We start from the raw sequence: 17,636 nt of genomic DNA, 5'->3' as shown, positions 1-17,636 counted from the left end.
TGTCTTTCGACATGCGCCGCTTTCACGGTCTTGCTGAGCCGGCTTGAGCCGTGGACTGACGCTGCGATCAGCGCTCCGACAGGGCATCCATGACGCACAGGGCGGTCATGTTGATGATGCGGCGCACCGTCGCCGACGCGGTCAGGATGTGGACCGGCTTGGCGCAACCCAGCAGGATGGGGCCAATGGCCACGCCGTTGCCCGATGCCGTCTTGAGCAGGTTGTAGGCGATGTTGGCGGCGTCGATGTTGGGCATGACCAGCAGGTTGGCGTCGCCCTTCAGGGGCGAGTCCGGAATCACGGCGTTGAGCAGCTTGGAATCGAGCGCGGTATCGCCGTGCATTTCGCCATCGACTTCCAGGTCCGGCGCGATTTCGCGCAGGATGGCCAGGGCATCGCGCATCTTGCGGGCCGATTCGCTGTTGCTGGAACCGAAGTTCGAATGCGACAGCAGCGCCGCACGCGGATGCAGGCCGAAGCGACGCATTTCCTCGGCGGCCAGCATGGTGATTTCGGCCAGCTCGCGGGCGTTGGGGTTCTCGTTGACGTGGGTATCGACCATCACCAGCTGGCGATTGGGCAGGATCACCGCATTCATCGCCGCATAGACGTTGACGCCTTCACGCTTGCCCAGCACCTGATCGATGTAGTGCAGGTGCAGTTGGGTGGTGCCGTAGGTACCGCAGATGAGACCGTCGGCATCGCCCTTGTGAATGGCCATGGAACCGATCAGGGTGTGACGGCGGCGCATTTCCAGCTTGGCGTATTGCTCGGTGACGCCCTTGCGGCGCGACATTTCCAGGAAGGTCTGCCAGTAGTCGCGGTAGCGGTTGTCGAAATTGGGGTTGATGACCTCGAAGTCGGTACCGGCACGCAGGCGCAGGCCGAACTTCTTGATGCGCTGTTCCAGCACTTCCGGACGGCCCACCAGGATGGGCTTGGCCAGGTTTTCATCGACGATCACCTGCACCGCGCGCAGCACGCGCTCTTCTTCGCCTTCGGCGTAGACGATGCGCTTCTTGGCCTCGGCGGCCTTCTTGGCGACCTGGAAGATCGGACGCATGAAGGTACCGCTGTGGTAGACGAACTGTTCCAGCTTTTCGATGTAGGCGTCCATGTCCTGAATCGGACGGGCGGCCACGCCCGAGCTCTCGGCGGCACGGGCCACAGCCGGCGCGATCTTGATCATCAGGCGCGGGTCGAAAGGCTTGGGAATGATGTATTCCGGGCCGAAGGACAGGTTGGCGATGCCATAGGTCGAGGCCACGATATCGGACTGCTCGGCCTGGGCCAGCTCGGCGATGGCGTGGACGGTGGCGATCTCCATCTCGCGGGTGATGGTGGTGGCACCCGAATCGAGCGCGCCGCGGAAGATGTAGGGGAAGCACAGCACGTTGTTGACCTGGTTCGGATAATCCGAGCGGCCGGTAGCGATGATGGCGTCGTCACGCACGGCCATCACTTCTTCGGGCAGGATTTCCGGGGTCGGGTTGGCCAGGGCCAGCACCAGCGGACGGGCGGCCATCTGCTTGACCATCTCGGGCTTCAACACGCCGGCGGCGGACAGGCCCAGGAAGATGTCGGCATCCGGAATCACTTCGGCCAGGGTGCGGGCGTCGGTTTCGCGGGCGAAACGTTCCTTGTCCGGGTCCATCAGTTCCTTGCGGCCCTTGTAGACCACGCCGGCCAGGTCGGTGACGAAGATGTTCTCGATCGGGAAGCCGAGGTCGACGATCAGGTCCAGGCAGGCCAGCGCGGCCGCACCGGCGCCGGAGACTACCAGCTTGACGTCCTTGATGTCCTTGCCAACGACCTTCAGGCCGTTGAGGATGGCGGCGCCGACGATGATGGCGGTGCCGTGCTGGTCATCGTGGAAGACCGGGATCTTCATCTTCTCGCGCAGCTTGCGCTCGATGTAGAAGCATTCCGGCGCCTTGATGTCTTCCAGGTTGATGCCGCCGAAGGTCGGCTCCAGGGCCGCGATCACGTCGATCAGCTTGTCCGGGTCGGTTTCGTTGATTTCGATGTCGAAGACGTCGATGCCGGCGAACTTTTTGAACAGCACGCCCTTGCCTTCCATCACCGGCTTGGACGCCAGCGCCCCGATGTTGCCCAGGCCCAGCACGGCGGTACCGTTGGTGATGACGGCCACCAGATTGCCACGCGCGGTGTAGCGGAAGGCGTTGAGCGGGTCGGCGACGATTTCTTCGCAGGCCGCAGCCACGCCCGGAGAATACGCGAGGGAGAGATCACGCTGGTTGGTCAGCAGCTTGGTGGGCGTGACCGCGATCTTGCCCGGGGTCGGAAACTCGTGGTAATCGAGCGCTGCCTGACGAAGTTGCTGACGCACTTCTTCTTTCTTACTGATCATCGAATCCATACTCTGTATTCTCTAGTTGACTTGCGAAGGGGGTCGATTCTAGCAGAGGTCGGCCCTCAATCATAGGCCGACCGCCCCATGCTGCCCCGCGCAAAGCCTTTTCCGGACTGGCTTTGCGGCAGGTCGACCGAAACCCGTGATGACCGCGAACATGGTCTTTCCGGGGCCAGATGACGACCGTTTGTCGCCTGATGTGCGCAGTTGCACGCAGCTTGATTTGCTGCACGAGAGGCTGCCACCGCCCCTGTCTGTCTGGTATTGGGGAAAACCCCTAGGCTTTGCGGCGCTGCGCGCTGACGCAACTGCAGCAAGACGCGAGGCCAAGTTGCGCTGCATCGCAACATCCCCTGTCGCGCCGATATTGTGCGACTGAAGCCGTGACGGATTGGTTACAATCGCGCCATGCTTTCCGAATTCGAACTCATTGCGCGCTATTTCAGCCGCCCACCCGCCCCCGACAGCCGCACGGCGCTCGGCGTGGGGGACGACTGCGCGCTGATGACACCGGCGCCGGGGATGCAGCTGGCCATTTCCAGCGACATGCTGGTAGAGGGCCGCCACTTCTTCCCCGATGCCGATCCCTTGCTGCTGGGCCACAAGTGCCTGGCCGTCAATCTGTCCGACCTGGCCGCCATGGGCGCGCAGCCGATCGCCTTCACGCTGGCCCTGGCCTTGCCGCAAGCGCGCGCCGAATGGCTGGCACCGTTCTCGCGGGGCATGCTGGCGCTGGCCGATGAACATGGCTGCGAGCTCATCGGCGGCGACACCACCAAGGGGCCGCTGACCATCAGCATCACCGTCTTCGGGGAAGTCCCGCCGCAACAGGCGCTGCGTCGCGACGCCGCGCGCGCGGGCGATGACATCTGGGTCTCCGGCACGCTGGGCGATGCCCGGCTGGCCCTGGCAGGATACCGCCAGGAATTGGACATCAACAGCGAGGCGCTGCAGCAGGCCGCCCCACGCATGCACGCACCAAGCCCGCGGGTGTCGCTGGGCCTGGCCTTGCGTGGCATCGCCCACGCCGCCATCGATATTTCCGATGGGCTGGCTGGCGACCTCGGCCACATCCTCGACCGTTCGCACGTAGGCGCCACGCTGGATGTGGATGCTCTGCCGCCCGGACCGGCCCTGCAACAGCGCGACCTGCATCTGCGCCGCCGCTTCTGCCTGTCGGGTGGCGACGATTATGAACTCTGCTTCACTGCCCCGGTGCGCCAGCGCGAGGCCGTTCTCCATGCCGCCCAGTCGGTCGGCACCGCCGTCACCCGCATCGGCCACATCGATGCGCAGGCCGGTCTGCGCCTGCTGGACGCGGCCGGTGAGCCGCTGCAGGACACACCGGATTCCTTCGATCATTTCCGTTCATGAACCAAGCTTCTTCGCCCTTCCCGCCGCCTCCGGCGTCACCGCGCAAACGCAAGGCGACTCCCCACTTCATGCTGGCCCATCCGGCGCACTGGATCGCGCAGGGCTTCGGCAGCGGCCTCTCACCCATCATGCCGGGTACCGCCGGTACCCTCTTCGCGTGGCTGTCGTATGCGGTACTGTCGACGCGCTGGCCGCATGTCTTCACGGCGGCAAACTGGCTGGCGATCATTGCGGCCGGTTTCATCATCGGCATCTGGGCATGCCATCGCACCGGCCAGGCACTGAACTCGCCTGATGACGGCAGCATGGTGTGGGATGAGATCATCGCCTTCTGGCTGGTCATGGTGCTGGTCATGCCGGCCAATTTGAAGACGCAGTTTGCGGCCTTCCTGGTGTTCCGCTTCTTCGACATGGTCAAGCCGCCGCCGATCGCCTGGTTCGACCGCCGCTTCAAGGGCGGCTTCGGCGTGATGTGGGATGACATCGTGGCAGCCTTCTATACGCTGCTGGTGTTTGCGTTCTGGCGCACTTATTGGTGAGGGAATTGGTAACGGGAAGTGAACAATCAGACCTTGTCTGATACAACACTTCCTGACATCGGAGTATGCTAGTTCGCGCACGTCGTTGATCAACCGACCGCAGTGCGCCCGCTACCCGGCGCAGACTGCGGCACAGCCGAGGATGACACTCATGGACAGCACCCTGGACCTGGCCACCCGCGTAGGCCACACCCTCAAAGCCCGTGGCCTGCTCCTGGCCACTGCCGAATCCTGTACCGGCGGCGGCATTGCCCACGCCATCACCGAAATCGCCGGATCCTCGGAATGGTTCGATTGCGGTTTCGTCACCTATTCGAATGCTTCCAAGAATGAGTTGCTGGACATCTCCGAAGCCCTGATCGCCCAGCATGGTGCGGTCAGCGAGGAAATCGCCGGTGCCATGGCCGAAGGGGCCGTGGCCAACAGCAGCTCGGATGTAGCCGTCTCCACCACCGGCATCGCCGGCCCGGGTGGCGCCGTGCCCGGCAAACCGGTCGGCACTGTCTGCTTCGGCTGGCGCGTAGGCGACAAGACCTATACCGAGCGCCTGGTCTTCAAGGGCGACCGCCAGCAGGTGCGGGCGCAGACCGTGGAACATTCGCTCAAGGGCTTGCTGAAGCTTCTGGCAGACTGAAGCAGTGAACATGAAGAAAAAGGCGGCGCTCCCCTGGGAACGCCGCCTTTTTCTTCACATCTGCTTGCGCGAATCAGCGGAATCGATTGATGGCGTCACGCGTCTCGATGGCCACGCGGCGGGCCGCAGCGGCGAAATCCTCGCCGGCTTGCGGCTTGGCGTAGAGGATGGCACGTGAAGAATTGATCATCATGCCCGTTCCCGAGGCCGTCTTCCCGGATTTCACCGTGGCTTCCACATCGCCCCCCTGCGCACCCACGCCGGGCACCAGCAGCGGCATGTCGCCGATGATGGCGCGCACCTGGGCCAGTTCATGCGGGAAGGTGGCACCGACCACCAGGCCGCACTGGCCATTGGTATTCCACTTCTCGGCCACCAGGCGCGCCACATGCTGATAGAGCGGCTTGCCATCGACTTCCAGGAATTGCAGGTCGGAACCGCCGGCGTTGGAGGTACGGCACAGCACGATGACGCCGCGATCCTTCCATTCCAGATAGGGCGAGACCGAGTCCCAGCCCATGTAGGGGCTGACCGTGACGACGTCGGCGTCATAGCGTTCGAAGGCTTCGCGGGCATATTGCTCGGCGGTGGCGCCAATGTCGCCGCGCTTGGCGTCCAGCACCAGGGGAATCTCCGGGTAGTTGCTGCGCAGGTAGGCGCAGATGCGTTCGAGCTGCTCTTCCGCGCCCAGGGCGGCAAAATAGGCGATCTGGGGCTTGAAGGCGCAGGCGGCTTCGGCGGTGGCATCGATGATGGCGCGGCAGAATTCGAAGATGGCATCCGGCTTGCCCTGCAGCTCGGCGGGGAATTTCTTCAGGTCGGGGTCCAGGCCGACGCACAGCAGGGAATTGCGCGAAGTCCACGCAGCGTTGAGTTTCTCGATGAATGTCACGGTGATGCCTTTAACTGAAAGATGCGCTATTGTAGCGCGCCGGCCTGTCCCGATCTCGATTTTTGACTGATGTTCAGGGGTTTTCGCTGAACATCGGGCACTTCGTGCGGGTTCCAGGGTCTCATGCGCTCCCTTTGCTTCACTTTGCTACGAGGAAAACAACATGAAAAAACTCTTCGCCTGGCTGGCCATTGCCATCACCGCCCTCACCCTCTCCGGCTGCGGCTACAACGAATTCCAGGCCAAGGACGAGGCAACCAAGGCCGCCTGGGGCGAAGTGGTGAACCAATACCAGCGCCGCGCCGACCTGATCCCCAACCTGGTCAACACCGTCAAGGGCTATGCCTCGCACGAGAAGGACACCCTGGAAGCCGTCACCCGCGCCCGCGCAGCGGCCACCAGCTTCCAGATCACCCCGGAGGTGCTCAACGATCCCAAGGCGTTTGCCCGGTTCCAGGAAGTGCAGGGACAACTGTCCTCGGCCCTGTCGCGCCTGATGGCGGTCTCCGAGAACTACCCGCAGTTGAAGGCCGACACCAGCTTCCGCGACCTGCAATCCCAGCTCGAAGGCACCGAGAACCGCATCACCGTGGCCCGTCAGCGCTATATCGCCGCTGTGAAGGATTACAACATCCTGGCGCGCAGTTTCCCCACCAACATCACGGCCAAGCTGTTCAGCTATGAAGTAAAACCCTCGTTCACGGTAGAAAACGAAAAAGCCATCTCGACCGCGCCCACGGTCAACTTTGGCAAGTAAGCCGGGGAGCCGCGATTGGCCATGCGCAAGCTGCTTCTGACCTGGCTGTTGACCGCGCTGCTGGTGTGGATCGCGCCGGCCGGCCCGGCCCGCGCCGATGACGGGCTGGTGCCGGTACCGCCGTTGTCGGCCCGCGTGATCGACCAGGTCCACCTGCTGCAACCGCAGCAGCGCCAGGCCCTGGAAGGCGTGCTGGCCGACATCGAACAGCGCACCGGCAGCCAGATCGGCGTGCTGCTGATGTCCTCCACCGCGCCCGAAGCCATCGAGCAATACAGCATCCGCGTGGCCGATGCGTGGAAACTGGGCCGCAAGGGCATTGACGATGGCGTGATCCTGATCGTCGCCAAGGACAATCCCAAGTCCCTGCGCCGTCTGCGCATCGAAGCCGGACGCGGGGTGCAGGGCAGCCTCACCGATGCACAATCCAAACGCATTCTGCAAGACGTGATCGCCCCGCACTTCCGCCAGAACGATTTCTACGGTGGACTGGCGGCCGGCGTGACGGCCATCACCACCCTGCTGGAACAGGAACAGCTGCCCCCCGTCAAACATCGGAGCAGCACCGCACAGGTACAGATCGACAATGGTGCAAGCTGGATCACGCTGCTGGTGATCGGGCTGTTTCTGGTGGTGTTCTTCTCGGTACTGCTCAAGTCGCGCCGCAGCAGCCGCAACGTTCTGAACAACAATGACTGGGGACACGGCGGCAGCACCACGGCTGGCGTCATCATCGGCAGCCTGCTCGATGAGGCCTTGCGCCAGGCCAGTTCCGGACGGGGCAGTTCGCGTTCGGGCGGGGGTGGATTCGGTGGCGGCTTCGGTGGCGGCTTCGGCGGCTCGTCGGGCGGGGGATTCTCCGGTGGCGGCGGCACATTCGATGGCGGTGGTGCCTCGGGAGACTGGTGACATGGCGCACAACAACGCATCCCCTTCCCTGCCGGCGCGCCTGCTGCGTCATCTGCGCATGACGCGGGCGGCAGCGCGGCGCATCTTCCCCTCGTCCACGCTCAAGGCGATCCAGGCCAGCATCGGGGAAGGTGAACGGCGCCATCGCGCGCAAGTGCGCTTGATCGTCGAAGCCTCACTGTCGCTGGGCGCGGTGCGGCGTGGTGAAAGCGCCCGGCAGCGCGCACACGAATTGTTTTCGCATTACCGCATCTGGGATACCGAAGAGAACTGCGGGGTGCTGGTCTACCTCAATCTGGCCGACCGCAAAGTCGAGATCGTGGCCGATCGCGGCATCAATGCGCGCATCACGCGCGAGCAGTGGCAGCAGGTGTGCAGGCAGATGACCTCAGGCTATGCCCAGGGCGACTACGAGGCCAGTACCTTGCAGGCGCTGGCCACCTTGCACGCCCTGCTGGAATCCGTCCTGCCGCGCGGGGACGACGGCAGCGGAAAAGCGACCAACGAGCTATCCGACAAACCCCTGCTGCTGTAGCGCCGCCTTCAGGGCCGGTCGCTGGCAGCCAACTTCCTATGGTTTTCTTCGGCAAAATGGTCCTGGCGGCGGTGATGGCGGGGCGGCAGCTGCGCCTGACTCCGCCCGCCTCCCGGTTCAACCGTTCTCGTACACCCACTGCAACAAGGCATCCTGCGCCTGCTGCCCGTTCGGCGCCGCAGCGTGATTGATCAGGAACACCACCACATAAGTCTTGCCCGAGGCTGCCTGCACGTAGCCTGCGATCGATCTCACGTCATTGAGCGTGCCGGTCTTGATGTGCGCCTGTCCGGCGACACCTTGCTCCTTCAGGCGACGGCGCATGGTGCCGTCGTAACCCACCAGCGGCAATGAAGAGACGAACTCCGGCATCAGCGGCGAGCGATACGCCTGCACCAGCACACTGGCCAGCAGCGCCGGGGTCACGCGATCCACGCGCGACAGACCGGCACCATTCTCGATGACCAGCCCGGCGGTATCAATGCCCTTGTCGCCCAGCCAGCCGCGCACCGCACGCGCGCCATTGGTGGTATCCCCTGGCTGGCCGCTCATCTCCGCGCCCAGCGTCAGCAGCACCTGACGCGCCATCACGTTGTTGCTGTACTTGTTGATGTCGCGGATGACTTCCGGCAGCGGCGGCGACTGCACTTCCACCATCAGCCGTGCCGATGGCGTGACCTGGCCGTTGACCACGCGCCCGGCAAAACTCCCCCCCAGGTCGGCCCACATCTGGACAAAACTCGCACCGACATATTGCACATTGCTCATGCGATAGGGATGGACATACCACACCCGCGGCCCGCAGTCGGCACTGTAGGTGCCGGCGAAATTGACCGCACTGGCGTCGTTGTTCATCTTGAGCTTGCCCTGCCAGTCGCCGCAGGGCTCCTGCGACAGGCGCGGCGGCGTGATGGTGACCCCGGCCATGGGCGGGTCCATGCTCACATTGACCAGGCCGCTGGCAGCGTCCGGTTCGAAACGCAGGGCCTGGGTACGATAGTTCAGCAACAACGCATCGGGACCGGCATTGTAGGGCTTCTGCGGGTCACCATCGAACTGCGCCGGATCATAGCTGGACTCGGCAAAATAGCTGCGATCCAACACCAGGTTGCCGCGAATGTCCTTGATGCCGCGCGCGCGCAACTGGCGCAGGAACAGCCAGAAGTTTTCCAGCACCAGCTTGGGATCGCCCCCGCCCTTGAGGATCAGGTCGCCATTGAGCACGCCCCCGGCAAGCGTGCCATCGATGTAGGCCTGGGTCTTCCAGGTGAAGGTAGGGCCGAGGATTTCGAGTGCGGCATCGGTAGTCACCAGCTTCATCACCGAGGCCGGATTGAAGGGCTGCCCCGTATTGTTGGCCGCCAGCATGCGCTTGCCGGTCTCGGCATCGACCACGACCACGCCGGTGCTGTTCTGCGCAATGCGCGCCACGCGCAGCGCGCCCACCACCGCTGGCGGCAAGCCCTGCGCCAGCGCAGCGCTGCCGGCGGCGCAGGCCACGGCGAAGACGGCACGAGTCAGGAAACGGGAAGCAGCAAACCGGGATGGGGTGAAGCAGGACGAAAGCAACATGGATGAACACGAAGATGAGAAGCGGAACAGGAGCAGGCATTATAGGGTAAGCATGCCGACACGGCGGGCCGTTAGCAGGACCGTCTGGCCATCGACAGCGAAATCGGGAAAAGATCAGGAAGGGACCGGCAAACATTCATCCATCCGGCCGATGGACGCAAAAAAGGCCGATGTTTTCGGGGCCGCCACGAGACCACTGTGAAAACATCGACCTAGGGAAATCAAGGCGGGACGATCAGCATGACGAAATGATAGGCGTGCTTTCCTCGGAAAAATGCCTGCGCCGATGCCCCGGCCACTGCCGCAACGCGCGGCAAAGCGGGCCGCAGAAAGCCCGCTAAATTAGCACTGGCAGTGCTTCCAGTACTAAGAGGGCGAGCAGTGCGCCGAACACCGCACCCACTGCTCTCAAACTGGTTCGAACCACGCGGGACGCCACCGGCACCTCGCCGCATAGCAACAATCCGGCCAACGCCATGGGGATGAAGAACAAAAGATTGTTCATGATGAGGTTGGGCATGATGCGTCTCCTGGTCGAGTTTATTGGTTTGGCGCGGCTTGCTGCGCGTACTCTGTTCGGGCTTGCCTCGTTTCGAGTATAGGCCGACCACCATGGAAGACAAGGCTCACCGGGCGAGAATCGGTGCTGCACAGCAGCGTCCAGGACAGCGAATTACAGTAGCCCGATCTGTATCGTGAAGCAGAAAGCTACCCTTCCCGCTTGTTGCAGATGCACAAATATTCCGCAACCGGGCTGAATTTGCCTTGACCCTGTTTTCAGCGCGGGCGTAGAATTCGCCCGTTCTCATTTTCTGGAGTCCCTCTCATGGGCACTTGTTCGGGTGACAGTTGTTGCCGGTTAATTCCGGGTTAAGCCTAGGCAAGGATTTCAGCAGGACGTTTCCTGTCGTCATCTTGCACCAGGCAGATGACGGCATTTCATGTCGGCAGCGCACGGCCTTTTCAGGCTGATTTTGAGCAGCGCCGTCGGCAACGATATTCCCTCACAACGACAGATCGACGATCGACCGCCGCAGACACGGCGTCAGGACGCAGGCTGCATCGCGACCGCCCTGCCGGCTTTTTGAGCCGGCAGCCGGATCGCCTGATGCCGTCCGCATCGTGACGCAGCGCCTTTCGCATGGCCAGCCGCCATGCGGCTGCACGTCTGTTTGCGGCATCAGGCGCCGATGACAGGGGCTCCGCTCAACCAGGCGGAGGCTGCAATGCGACAGACATATCCATCATGAACACGCGAAGACCCAGCGCGCCGCAGCCGCTCGCCCGTTCTGACGGAGGCCGGAGACGGCGCTGACCCCGATGCCGGTCTGCCTTTGCCGCAGCACCGACGCGATGCACACCGCTTCGTCCCCGGGACGAGGCCCAACAAGAAAAGAAGCACGCCATGAATCTGAACCTGCTGAAAGAAACCTTTGTCAGCTTCATCCGCGCACGCGGTATGGATCGTCACTTCCGCCGCCTGGGCATGGACATGTTCCGCAGCGCCCCGGTGACAAAGGAAGTCCCGCAAACCCTGGCCCAGCAGTTGAGCGAGGCCTCCCGTACCGAAGCCCGGGCCCTGCTGCAGCGCCTGCACACACGCCTGGATGGACTGACCGAATCGGAAGCCGATGCCATCCGCGAACACAGCGGCCCCAACGAAGTCGAGCACGAGAAGCCGCTCACCTGGTATGTCCACCTGTGGCACTGCTACAAGAATCCGTTCAACCTGCTCTTGACCCTGCTGGCCGGCGTTTCCTTCTACACCGAGGACATGAAGGCCGCCATCGTCATCGGCACCATGGTGGTGGTCTCCACACTGCTGCGCTTCGTGCAGGAAGCGCGTTCCAATACCGCTGCCGACAAGCTCAAGGCCATGGTCAGCAATACCGCCACCGTAATGCGCCACGACCAGGTCGAAGAGATCGCCGCCGAAGCCCAGCGCTACTTCGACGTGACCCTGCATCCCAAGGGTGCGCGCCGCGTCGAAGTGCCTATTCACAAGCTGGTGCCAGGCGACATCGTGCTGCTCTCGGCGGGCGACATGATCCCGGCCGACCTGCGCCTCTTGGCCGCCAAGGACCTGTTCGTGAGCCAGGCCGCGATGACTGGCGAATCGCTGCCGGTAGAAAAATTCGTCACCCCGAGCAATCTCGACACCAGCAGCCCGCTGGAACTGGACAACCTCTGCTTCATGGGCACCAACGTGGTCAGCGGCTCGGCCACGGGCGTGGTGCTGACCACCGGCAAGCGCACCTATTTTGGCGCGCTGGCTGAGCGCGTCACCGCCACCGACCGCACGCCGACGGCTTTCCAGGCGGGCGTCAACAAGGTCAGCTGGCTGCTGATCCGCTTCATGCTGGTGATGACGCCGGTGGTGTTCTTCATCAATGGTTTCACCAAGGGCGACTGGGTCGAGGCCTTCCTCTTCGGTCTCTCGGTGGCCGTGGGCCTCACGCCCGAGATGCTGCCCATGATCGTAACCTCGACCCTGGCCAAGGGCGCGGTGGCCTTGTCGCGCAAGAAGGTGATCGTCAAGCGGCTGGACGCCATCCAGAACTTTGGCGCCATGGACGTGCTGTGCACCGACAAGACCGGCACGCTCACGCAGGACAAGATTTTCCTGGAACGTCATACCGACATCCACGGCGAGCCCGATGATGAAGTGCTGCAATACGCCTATCTGAACAGTTATTACCAGACCGGCCTGAAGAACCTGTTGGACGTGGCCGTGCTGGAGCATGCCGAGCTGCAACGTGAAATGTCCATCGCCTCGGCCTATCGCAAGGTCGATGAAATTCCTTTCGACTTCCAGCGCCGCCGCATGTCGGTGGTGGTGTCCGAGCGCGAGGATCACCATGAGCTGATCTGCAAGGGGGCGGTGGAAGAGATCGTCTCGGTCTGCTCGCACGCTCGCGTCAATGGTGAAGTGGTACCGCTGACCCCGGCGCTGCTGGAAGAAATCCGTGCCACCACCGGCAGCCTGAACGCCGAAGGTCTGCGCGTGGTCGGGGTAGCCGCCAAGGACCTGCCTCCGACCAAGGAGGTCTACAGCCTGGCCGACGAATCGGACCTGGTACTGATCGGTTACATCGCCTTCCTCGATCCGCCCAAGGAATCGACTGCGCCCGCTCTGGCCGCACTGCGTACGCACGGCGTGAAGGTAAAGATCCTGACCGGTGACAATGAGCTGGTCACTGCCAAGATCTGCCGCGAGGTCGGGCTGGAGGTCAAGGGCATGCTGCTGGGTTCGTATGTGGAAAAGATGAGCGATGCCGAACTTTCCGAAGCGGTGGAGACGGTGACGGTTTTTGCCAAGCTCTCACCTGCCCACAAGGAGCGCATCGTGCGCGCGCTGCATGATCGTGGTCATGTGGTCGGTTTCATGGGGGACGGCATCAACGACGCCCCTGCCCTGCGCGCCGCCGACATCGGCATCTCGGTCGATACGGCCGTGGATATCGCCAAGGAAGCGGCCGACCTGATCCTGCTGGAGAAGAGCCTGATGGTGCTGGAAGAAGGCGTGCTGGAAGGGCGCAAGACCTTCGCCAACATGCTGAAATACATCAAGATGACGGCCAGCTCCAACTTCGGCAATGTCTTCTCGGTCCTGATTGCCAGCGCCTTCCTGCCTTTCCTGCCGATGCTGCCCTTGCATCTGCTGGTGCAGAACCTGCTGTATGACGTCTCGCAGATCTCGATTCCCTTCGACAACGTCGACAAGGAATTCCTGGAAAAGCCGCAGCGCTGGGATGCCGGTGACATCGGCCGCTTCATGGTCTTCTTCGGCCCGATCAGCTCGATCTTCGACATCACGACCTTTGCGCTGATGTGGTTTGTCTTCGGTGCCAGCTCGCCGGAACATCAAACCCTGTTCCAGTCCGGCTGGTTCATCGAAGGGCTGCTGTCGCAGACGCTGATCGTGCACATGATCCGCACGCGCCGCATCCCCTTCTTCCAGAGCCGCGCCTCATGGCCGCTGATGGGGATGACGCTGGTCATCATGGCCATCGGCATTGCGATCCCGATGACGCCGCTGGCGCATTACTTCAAGCTGGAGGCGCTGCCGCTGTCTTACTTCCCGTGGCTGGTGGCCATCCTGGTCGCTTATGCGGTGCTGATCCAGGCGATGAAGGGGTGGTATGCCAAGCGGTATGGGTGGCAGTGACATGTGCCCTGGCTTTTGAGATGAAAATGCCTGCTCTTCGGAGCAGGCATTTTTTTGACCAAGGCAGGCGCGCATCAGCCTCGGATATAGGCCCCCAATCCCGCCACCAACGCAGCAAAAGTCACGGCACAACGCGGACTGGCGCGCAGATCCTCGTGCATGGCGATCCAGGTTTCCATCTTGACCGAGAATTTCCTGGGCAGCAGATGCACCAGCGCCTCTTCCCTGGCCGCCACGCCCACCTGGCAAATACCGATACCGAAGCCCGCACGAATGGCGGCCAGTTGCGCCAGATCACTATCGGCCCGAAACGCCAGGCCGGTGCGCGAGAGCCAGGGGAATTGTTCCAGCACCTTGCGCACGTAGGCATTCTCCTGATCGAAGCCGATGAGCGCATGGCCGGCCAGCGCGGCGATTGACTGCGGGACCCCGTGTGCCGCCAGGTAGCGCTGGTGCGCATGCAATCCGACTTCGATGTTACCCAGCCGCTTGGCCACCAGCGCATCCTGGGCCGGCTTGAACATGCGCACGGCAATATCGGCCTCGCGCTGCAACAGGTCATCGGCCCGGTTCGACATTACCAGCTCGATGCACAGACCCGGATGACGATGCTTGAGTTCGGCCAGGATGGGTGGCAGCACCTCCACGCTGATGACCTCACTGGCGGTCAGTCTCACCGTGCCTCGCACTTCCCTGCCGTGACTGCTGGCGACCCGGCGCAGCGCGGCAGAGGTGGCCGCGATGCCGGCCGCATAGGGCTTCAGTTCCAGCGCCGCATCCGTAGGTGAAAAACCATCAAAGGAACGCACGAACAGCTTGAGCCCCAGTGCCGCTTCCAGTTGCTCGATGTGGCGACCCACGGTGGGCTGCGTCAGGCCCATCTCGCGTCCGGCCGCCGAGAGCGATCCCGTTTCCAGGACCTTGAGGAAACTGCGGTACCACTCCCAGTTGGGTTCGATGTCGGCCATGGTATTCATTTATGTATAGCTGCTAGGCTGATTTATGCGATTTTCATTTATACCTCAATTTTGCATACTGGGGATGTTCACACTCACGCCCTCACCCAGGAGAACCCCATGTCCAGGATTGCCCTCTTCGGCGCCGCCGGCGCCATCGGTCAAAGCATCGCCTCTGCCATCAGTGCCCAAGGGCACCCCTACCGCGTGGTCGGGCGCAATGAAAGCAGCTTGCGCAAGGCCTTCGGCGCCGATCCCCTGGCCGAGATCATCAGCTGGGATCCCGATTCCCCGGCTTCGGTCGAAGCGGCGGCGCACGGCATCGATACGCTGATCTACCTGGTGGGCGTGCACTACACGCAGTTCGAGCTGCATCCGGAACTGATGCGCAAGACCCTGGCCGGTGCCGTCCGCGCGGGCGTCAAACAGATCATCCTCATCGGTACGGTGTACCCCTACGGTCTGCCGCAGTCCTCGCCGATACGCGAAGACCATCCGCGCAACCCCCATACCTTCAAGGGCCGCATGCGCAAGGCGCAGGAAGACCTGCTGATGCAGGCGCACAAGGAAGGTCACCTCCGCACAGCCGTATTGCGCCTGCCGGATTTCTACGGCCCCGGCGTCGAAGCCAGTTTCCTGCATGGCGCGATCAAGGCCGCAGCCCAGGGCGGCACGGCCGACATGATCGGGCCGCTGGATCGTCCGCACGAGTTCGTCTTCGTGCCCGATGTCGGGCCGGTAGTGGCCAGGCTGGTCAGCACGCCTGCCGCCTTCGGCAAGGTGTGGCACCTGGCCGGTGCCGGCGTGACGACACAGCAGGCCCTGGTTGTGGAAATGGAACGCCAGACCGGACGCAAGCTGAAAAAACGCGTGGCAGGCAAGACCATGCTGCGGCTCATCGGACTCTTCCATCCGATGATGCGCGAGCTGGTGGAGATGCACTATCTGCAGACGCAGCCAGTGATCATGGACGATACGGCGCTACAGCAATTGATCGGGCCGATCAGGAAGACGCCTTATGTCGAGGGGATAAGGATGGCGCTGGAAGCCCAGGGCTGGAGGGGCTCCTGAGCAGGCGACAAGTGCGCAGCATCGGCAGATGCTGGCCGCCACCGACCTGCGTCGTACTTCCGTCGACCTGCACCACCGTCACTTTCGCGCCAGCCGTTCAATCAGTTCTCCATGCTGCGGCCAATCCCCCAGCAGTTGATCTGCCCGGGCGATTTCAAACGCATCAAATTCGAAGCCCGGCGCCACCGTGCATCCGACCAGACTATAGCCCTCCTGAGCCGTGCACTCGGCCGCAAACCAGGCGCCTGCCGGGACCAGCGCCTGGAAATGGGCGCCCTCATGCTCCAGCGCATTGCCCAGGCACAAGGTCTGAAGCTCCCCCTGCGGCAGCAGGACATGGACGTGCAGGGGGTCGCCTTCATAGAAGTGCCACATCTCTTCCGAATCGATCCGGTGCCAGGTTGACCGGTCCCCGCCAGCAAGCAGGTAATAAATGGCGGTCGCCGCCGAGCGGCCAGCACCGCCCGATGCGCGCGCTACACGCTCCGGGCTGCGATGGCTCTCCCGAAAGAAACCGCCCTCCGGATGGGGTTCAAGATTGAGGTGGGAAATCAATTCTTCGGGGCGATGTCGGGACATGGTCAGGGTGATGGACAGAGTTGATGGGGATTGGCTCCATGGAGCCTTCGAAGTGGCTTGCTGCAATCCGCAGTGTAATTCGCCAGCGCTGTCCAGGAAATGGAAAAGGCCATCCCTGGCCCCTTGCTTGAATAGCGATATCAGCTTGAAAGCCGTTTCTCAAACCGCTTCAAGGTCTCCGCAAACACATCGGTACTGTCCAGCGCGCGCGCCAGCACCAGCGCCCCCTGTATTCCCCCCACGACCTCTTCGGCCAGGGCACGGGCTTCCTTGGGCTTGCGCCCGGTGCGCACCAGCGCCGAGGCCAGCGCCTCGATCCAGGCGGCAAAGTAATCACGCACCATCACCGCAAAGCGGTCGCGCTCATTGCCCAGCGCGAACACGCCCACCAGGCAAACCCGTTGCCCCGACAGGAAGTAGCGACTCACATCGCCGAACATGGCCTTGATCCCCGCAACCGCATCTTCGCTCTCGTTCAACGGATCAAACACATGCCGCCTGAACCACGCATCCACATGGCTCAGCACGGCTTCGGCCATTTCCTCTTTGCCACCAGGGAAAAAGTGATAGATGCTGCCCTTGCCCAGCCTGGTCCCTTCGCTGATGCGCGCCAGGCTCGCCCCCTCGAAACCGTAGGTGCGAAACACTTCCGCCAGCAAGGGGATCACATCGTCCTTTTCCGCAATGACTCTAGCCATTCATTTTCCTCAGATACCGAAATCGCTCAGCCCGGGATGATCGGCCGGGCGTGGGCCGCTATTGTCCCACAGGAATTTGCGTTCTTCCGGCTTGATCGGATGCTCGTTGATGCAGGCGTGACGATGGTGCATCAGGCCGTTCTCGTCGAACTCCCAGTTTTCATTGCCGTAGGCGCGATACCACTGGCCGGAATCGTCATGGTACTCGTAGGCGAAACGCACCGCGATACGCGCACCGTCAAAGGCCCACAGCTCCTTGACCAGCCGGTAATCCAGCTCGCGCGTCCATTTGCGCTTGAGCAAGGCGGTGATCGCTTCGCGGCCCTGGGCGAACTCGGCACGATTGCGCCACCAGCTGTCTTCGGTATAGGCAAGCGCGACCTTTTCGGCATCGCGGGTGTTCCAGCCGTTCTCGGCAAGACGGACTTTTTCGATGGCGGTTTCACGGGTGAACGGCGGAAGTGGCGGACGGATCGACATGGTTATTCTCCTTTAATGTACCGATCAATACACTATGTACTGATCGGTACAGACAATATAGACCGATCAACTTTGATTGGCAAGCATTTTTGCCGTGC

General features: G+C 62.6%; 16 protein-coding genes. 8 read left to right on the top strand and 8 right to left on the bottom strand.

Features of this window, described 5'->3' with window-relative positions:
* Window positions 1-67: 67 nt before the first annotated feature.
* Complete coding sequence (locus ACODSZ_RS18680; protein WP_034350812.1) at window positions 68-2,380, bottom strand: NADP-dependent malic enzyme; 2,313 nt, start codon at window positions 2,378-2,380, stop codon at window positions 68-70.
* A gap of 402 nt (window positions 2,381-2,782) precedes the next feature.
* Here ACODSZ_RS18680 and thiL point away from each other — a divergent pair, with 402 nt between their 5' ends.
* The 3 genes from thiL (at window position 2,783) to ACODSZ_RS18665 (ending at window position 4,921) form a co-directional block, all read left to right on the top strand.
* Window positions 2,783-3,748 carry a thiamine-phosphate kinase gene (gene thiL, locus ACODSZ_RS18675; protein ID WP_175343344.1) on the top strand — a complete coding sequence of 322 codons (966 nt, stop codon included), beginning with the start codon at window positions 2,783-2,785 and terminating at the stop codon, window positions 3,746-3,748.
* Entirely contained in the window at window positions 3,745-4,287 is a 543-nt protein-coding gene (locus ACODSZ_RS18670; protein WP_034350814.1) for a phosphatidylglycerophosphatase A family protein, read from the top strand. Before thiL ends, ACODSZ_RS18670 begins: the two co-directional genes overlap by 4 nt.
* A gap of 151 nt (window positions 4,288-4,438) precedes the next feature.
* Complete coding sequence (locus ACODSZ_RS18665; RefSeq protein WP_008331030.1) at window positions 4,439-4,921, top strand: CinA family protein; 483 nt, start codon at window positions 4,439-4,441, stop codon at window positions 4,919-4,921.
* Window positions 4,922-4,994: 73 nt separating this feature from the next.
* On the opposite strand, the gene pyrF is transcribed toward ACODSZ_RS18665, so the two are convergent.
* Window positions 4,995-5,813: an orotidine-5'-phosphate decarboxylase gene (gene pyrF, locus ACODSZ_RS18660; protein WP_175343343.1), complete on the bottom strand. Its 819-nt coding sequence runs from the start codon at window positions 5,811-5,813 to the stop codon at window positions 4,995-4,997.
* A 163-nt stretch (window positions 5,814-5,976) separates the two neighbouring features.
* Between pyrF and ACODSZ_RS18655 the strand changes: the two genes are divergently transcribed.
* From ACODSZ_RS18655 to ACODSZ_RS18645, 3 genes are read left to right on the top strand one after another with little or no spacing between them, the layout of a single operon-like run.
* Window positions 5,977-6,570, top strand: a complete 594-nt coding sequence (locus ACODSZ_RS18655; protein WP_008331032.1) for a LemA family protein — start codon at window positions 5,977-5,979, stop codon at window positions 6,568-6,570.
* Window positions 6,571-6,591: 21 nt separating this feature from the next.
* Window positions 6,592-7,479, top strand: coding sequence for a TPM domain-containing protein (locus ACODSZ_RS18650; RefSeq protein WP_488928246.1), 888 nt, complete (start codon window positions 6,592-6,594; stop codon window positions 7,477-7,479).
* Between the two features lies 1 nt (window position 7,480).
* Entirely contained in the window at window positions 7,481-8,014 is a 534-nt protein-coding gene (locus ACODSZ_RS18645) for a TPM domain-containing protein (RefSeq protein ID WP_008331034.1), read from the top strand.
* A gap of 117 nt (window positions 8,015-8,131) precedes the next feature.
* Here the strand turns inward: ACODSZ_RS18645 and dacB are convergent, their stop codons facing one another.
* Window positions 8,132-9,586, bottom strand: coding sequence for a D-alanyl-D-alanine carboxypeptidase/D-alanyl-D-alanine endopeptidase (gene dacB, locus ACODSZ_RS18640; protein ID WP_488928245.1), 1,455 nt, complete (start codon window positions 9,584-9,586; stop codon window positions 8,132-8,134).
* Between the two features lie 337 nt (window positions 9,587-9,923).
* Window positions 9,924-10,106 carry a hypothetical protein gene (locus tag ACODSZ_RS18635; protein ID WP_008331036.1) on the bottom strand — a complete coding sequence of 61 codons (183 nt, stop codon included), beginning with the start codon at window positions 10,104-10,106 and terminating at the stop codon, window positions 9,924-9,926.
* Between the two features lie 885 nt (window positions 10,107-10,991).
* Here ACODSZ_RS18635 and mgtA point away from each other — a divergent pair.
* Window positions 10,992-13,754 (top strand): magnesium-translocating P-type ATPase, encoded by a 2,763-nt coding sequence (gene mgtA / locus ACODSZ_RS18630; RefSeq protein WP_175343339.1) that lies wholly within the window; start codon window positions 10,992-10,994, stop codon window positions 13,752-13,754.
* 74 nt (window positions 13,755-13,828) lie between these two features.
* Here mgtA and ACODSZ_RS18625 read toward each other — a convergent pair whose 3' ends face one another.
* Window positions 13,829-14,722, bottom strand: a complete 894-nt coding sequence (locus tag ACODSZ_RS18625; protein ID WP_299534287.1) for a LysR family transcriptional regulator — start codon at window positions 14,720-14,722, stop codon at window positions 13,829-13,831.
* A gap of 108 nt (window positions 14,723-14,830) precedes the next feature.
* Between ACODSZ_RS18625 and ACODSZ_RS18620 the strand changes: the two genes are divergently transcribed.
* Complete coding sequence (locus ACODSZ_RS18620; RefSeq protein ID WP_488928244.1) at window positions 14,831-15,781, top strand: SDR family oxidoreductase; 951 nt, start codon at window positions 14,831-14,833, stop codon at window positions 15,779-15,781.
* A gap of 78 nt (window positions 15,782-15,859) precedes the next feature.
* Here ACODSZ_RS18620 and ACODSZ_RS18615 read toward each other — a convergent pair whose 3' ends face one another.
* The 3 genes from ACODSZ_RS18615 to ACODSZ_RS18605 all read right to left on the bottom strand — a co-directional run bounded on the left by ACODSZ_RS18615 (window position 15,860) and on the right by ACODSZ_RS18605 (window position 17,538).
* Complete coding sequence (locus ACODSZ_RS18615) at window positions 15,860-16,360, bottom strand: cupin domain-containing protein (protein ID WP_488928243.1); 501 nt, start codon at window positions 16,358-16,360, stop codon at window positions 15,860-15,862.
* A gap of 140 nt (window positions 16,361-16,500) precedes the next feature.
* Window positions 16,501-17,058: a TetR/AcrR family transcriptional regulator gene (locus ACODSZ_RS18610; protein ID WP_175343336.1), complete on the bottom strand. Its 558-nt coding sequence runs from the start codon at window positions 17,056-17,058 to the stop codon at window positions 16,501-16,503.
* 9 nt (window positions 17,059-17,067) lie between these two features.
* Window positions 17,068-17,538 (bottom strand): nuclear transport factor 2 family protein, encoded by a 471-nt coding sequence (locus ACODSZ_RS18605; protein WP_008331044.1) that lies wholly within the window; start codon window positions 17,536-17,538, stop codon window positions 17,068-17,070.
* Window positions 17,539-17,636: the final 98 nt, after the last annotated feature.

Source organism: Herbaspirillum sp. FG34 (assembly GCF_057809315.1).
The sequence above is the reverse complement of the archived record's forward strand: the minus strand, read 5'-3'. Positions and strand labels throughout refer to the sequence as shown.

Excerpts from the sequence above, each read along its gene's own strand:
- ACODSZ_RS18680 (WP_034350812.1), bottom strand. The coding sequence starts at position 2,380 with ATGGATTCGATGATCAGTAAGAAAGAAGAAGTGCGTCAGCAACTTCGT.
- thiL (WP_175343344.1), top strand. The coding sequence starts at position 2,783 with ATGCTTTCCGAATTCGAACTCATTGCGCGCTATTTCAGCCGCCCACCC.
- ACODSZ_RS18670 (WP_034350814.1), top strand. The coding sequence starts at position 3,745 with ATGAACCAAGCTTCTTCGCCCTTCCCGCCGCCTCCGGCGTCACCGCGC.
- ACODSZ_RS18665 (WP_008331030.1), top strand. The coding sequence starts at position 4,439 with ATGGACAGCACCCTGGACCTGGCCACCCGCGTAGGCCACACCCTCAAA.
- ACODSZ_RS18655 (WP_008331032.1), top strand. The coding sequence starts at position 5,977 with ATGAAAAAACTCTTCGCCTGGCTGGCCATTGCCATCACCGCCCTCACC.
- ACODSZ_RS18650 (WP_488928246.1), top strand. The coding sequence starts at position 6,592 with ATGCGCAAGCTGCTTCTGACCTGGCTGTTGACCGCGCTGCTGGTGTGG.
- ACODSZ_RS18645 (WP_008331034.1), top strand. The coding sequence starts at position 7,481 with ATGGCGCACAACAACGCATCCCCTTCCCTGCCGGCGCGCCTGCTGCGT.
- dacB (WP_488928245.1), bottom strand. The coding sequence starts at position 9,586 with ATGTTGCTTTCGTCCTGCTTCACCCCATCCCGGTTTGCTGCTTCCCGT.
- ACODSZ_RS18635 (WP_008331036.1), bottom strand. The coding sequence starts at position 10,106 with ATGCCCAACCTCATCATGAACAATCTTTTGTTCTTCATCCCCATGGCG.
- mgtA (WP_175343339.1), top strand. The coding sequence starts at position 10,992 with ATGAATCTGAACCTGCTGAAAGAAACCTTTGTCAGCTTCATCCGCGCA.
- ACODSZ_RS18625 (WP_299534287.1), bottom strand. The coding sequence starts at position 14,722 with ATGGCCGACATCGAACCCAACTGGGAGTGGTACCGCAGTTTCCTCAAG.
- ACODSZ_RS18620 (WP_488928244.1), top strand. The coding sequence starts at position 14,831 with ATGTCCAGGATTGCCCTCTTCGGCGCCGCCGGCGCCATCGGTCAAAGC.
- ACODSZ_RS18615 (WP_488928243.1), bottom strand. The coding sequence starts at position 16,360 with ATGTCCCGACATCGCCCCGAAGAATTGATTTCCCACCTCAATCTTGAA.
- ACODSZ_RS18610 (WP_175343336.1), bottom strand. The coding sequence starts at position 17,058 with ATGGCTAGAGTCATTGCGGAAAAGGACGATGTGATCCCCTTGCTGGCG.
- ACODSZ_RS18605 (WP_008331044.1), bottom strand. The coding sequence starts at position 17,538 with ATGTCGATCCGTCCGCCACTTCCGCCGTTCACCCGTGAAACCGCCATC.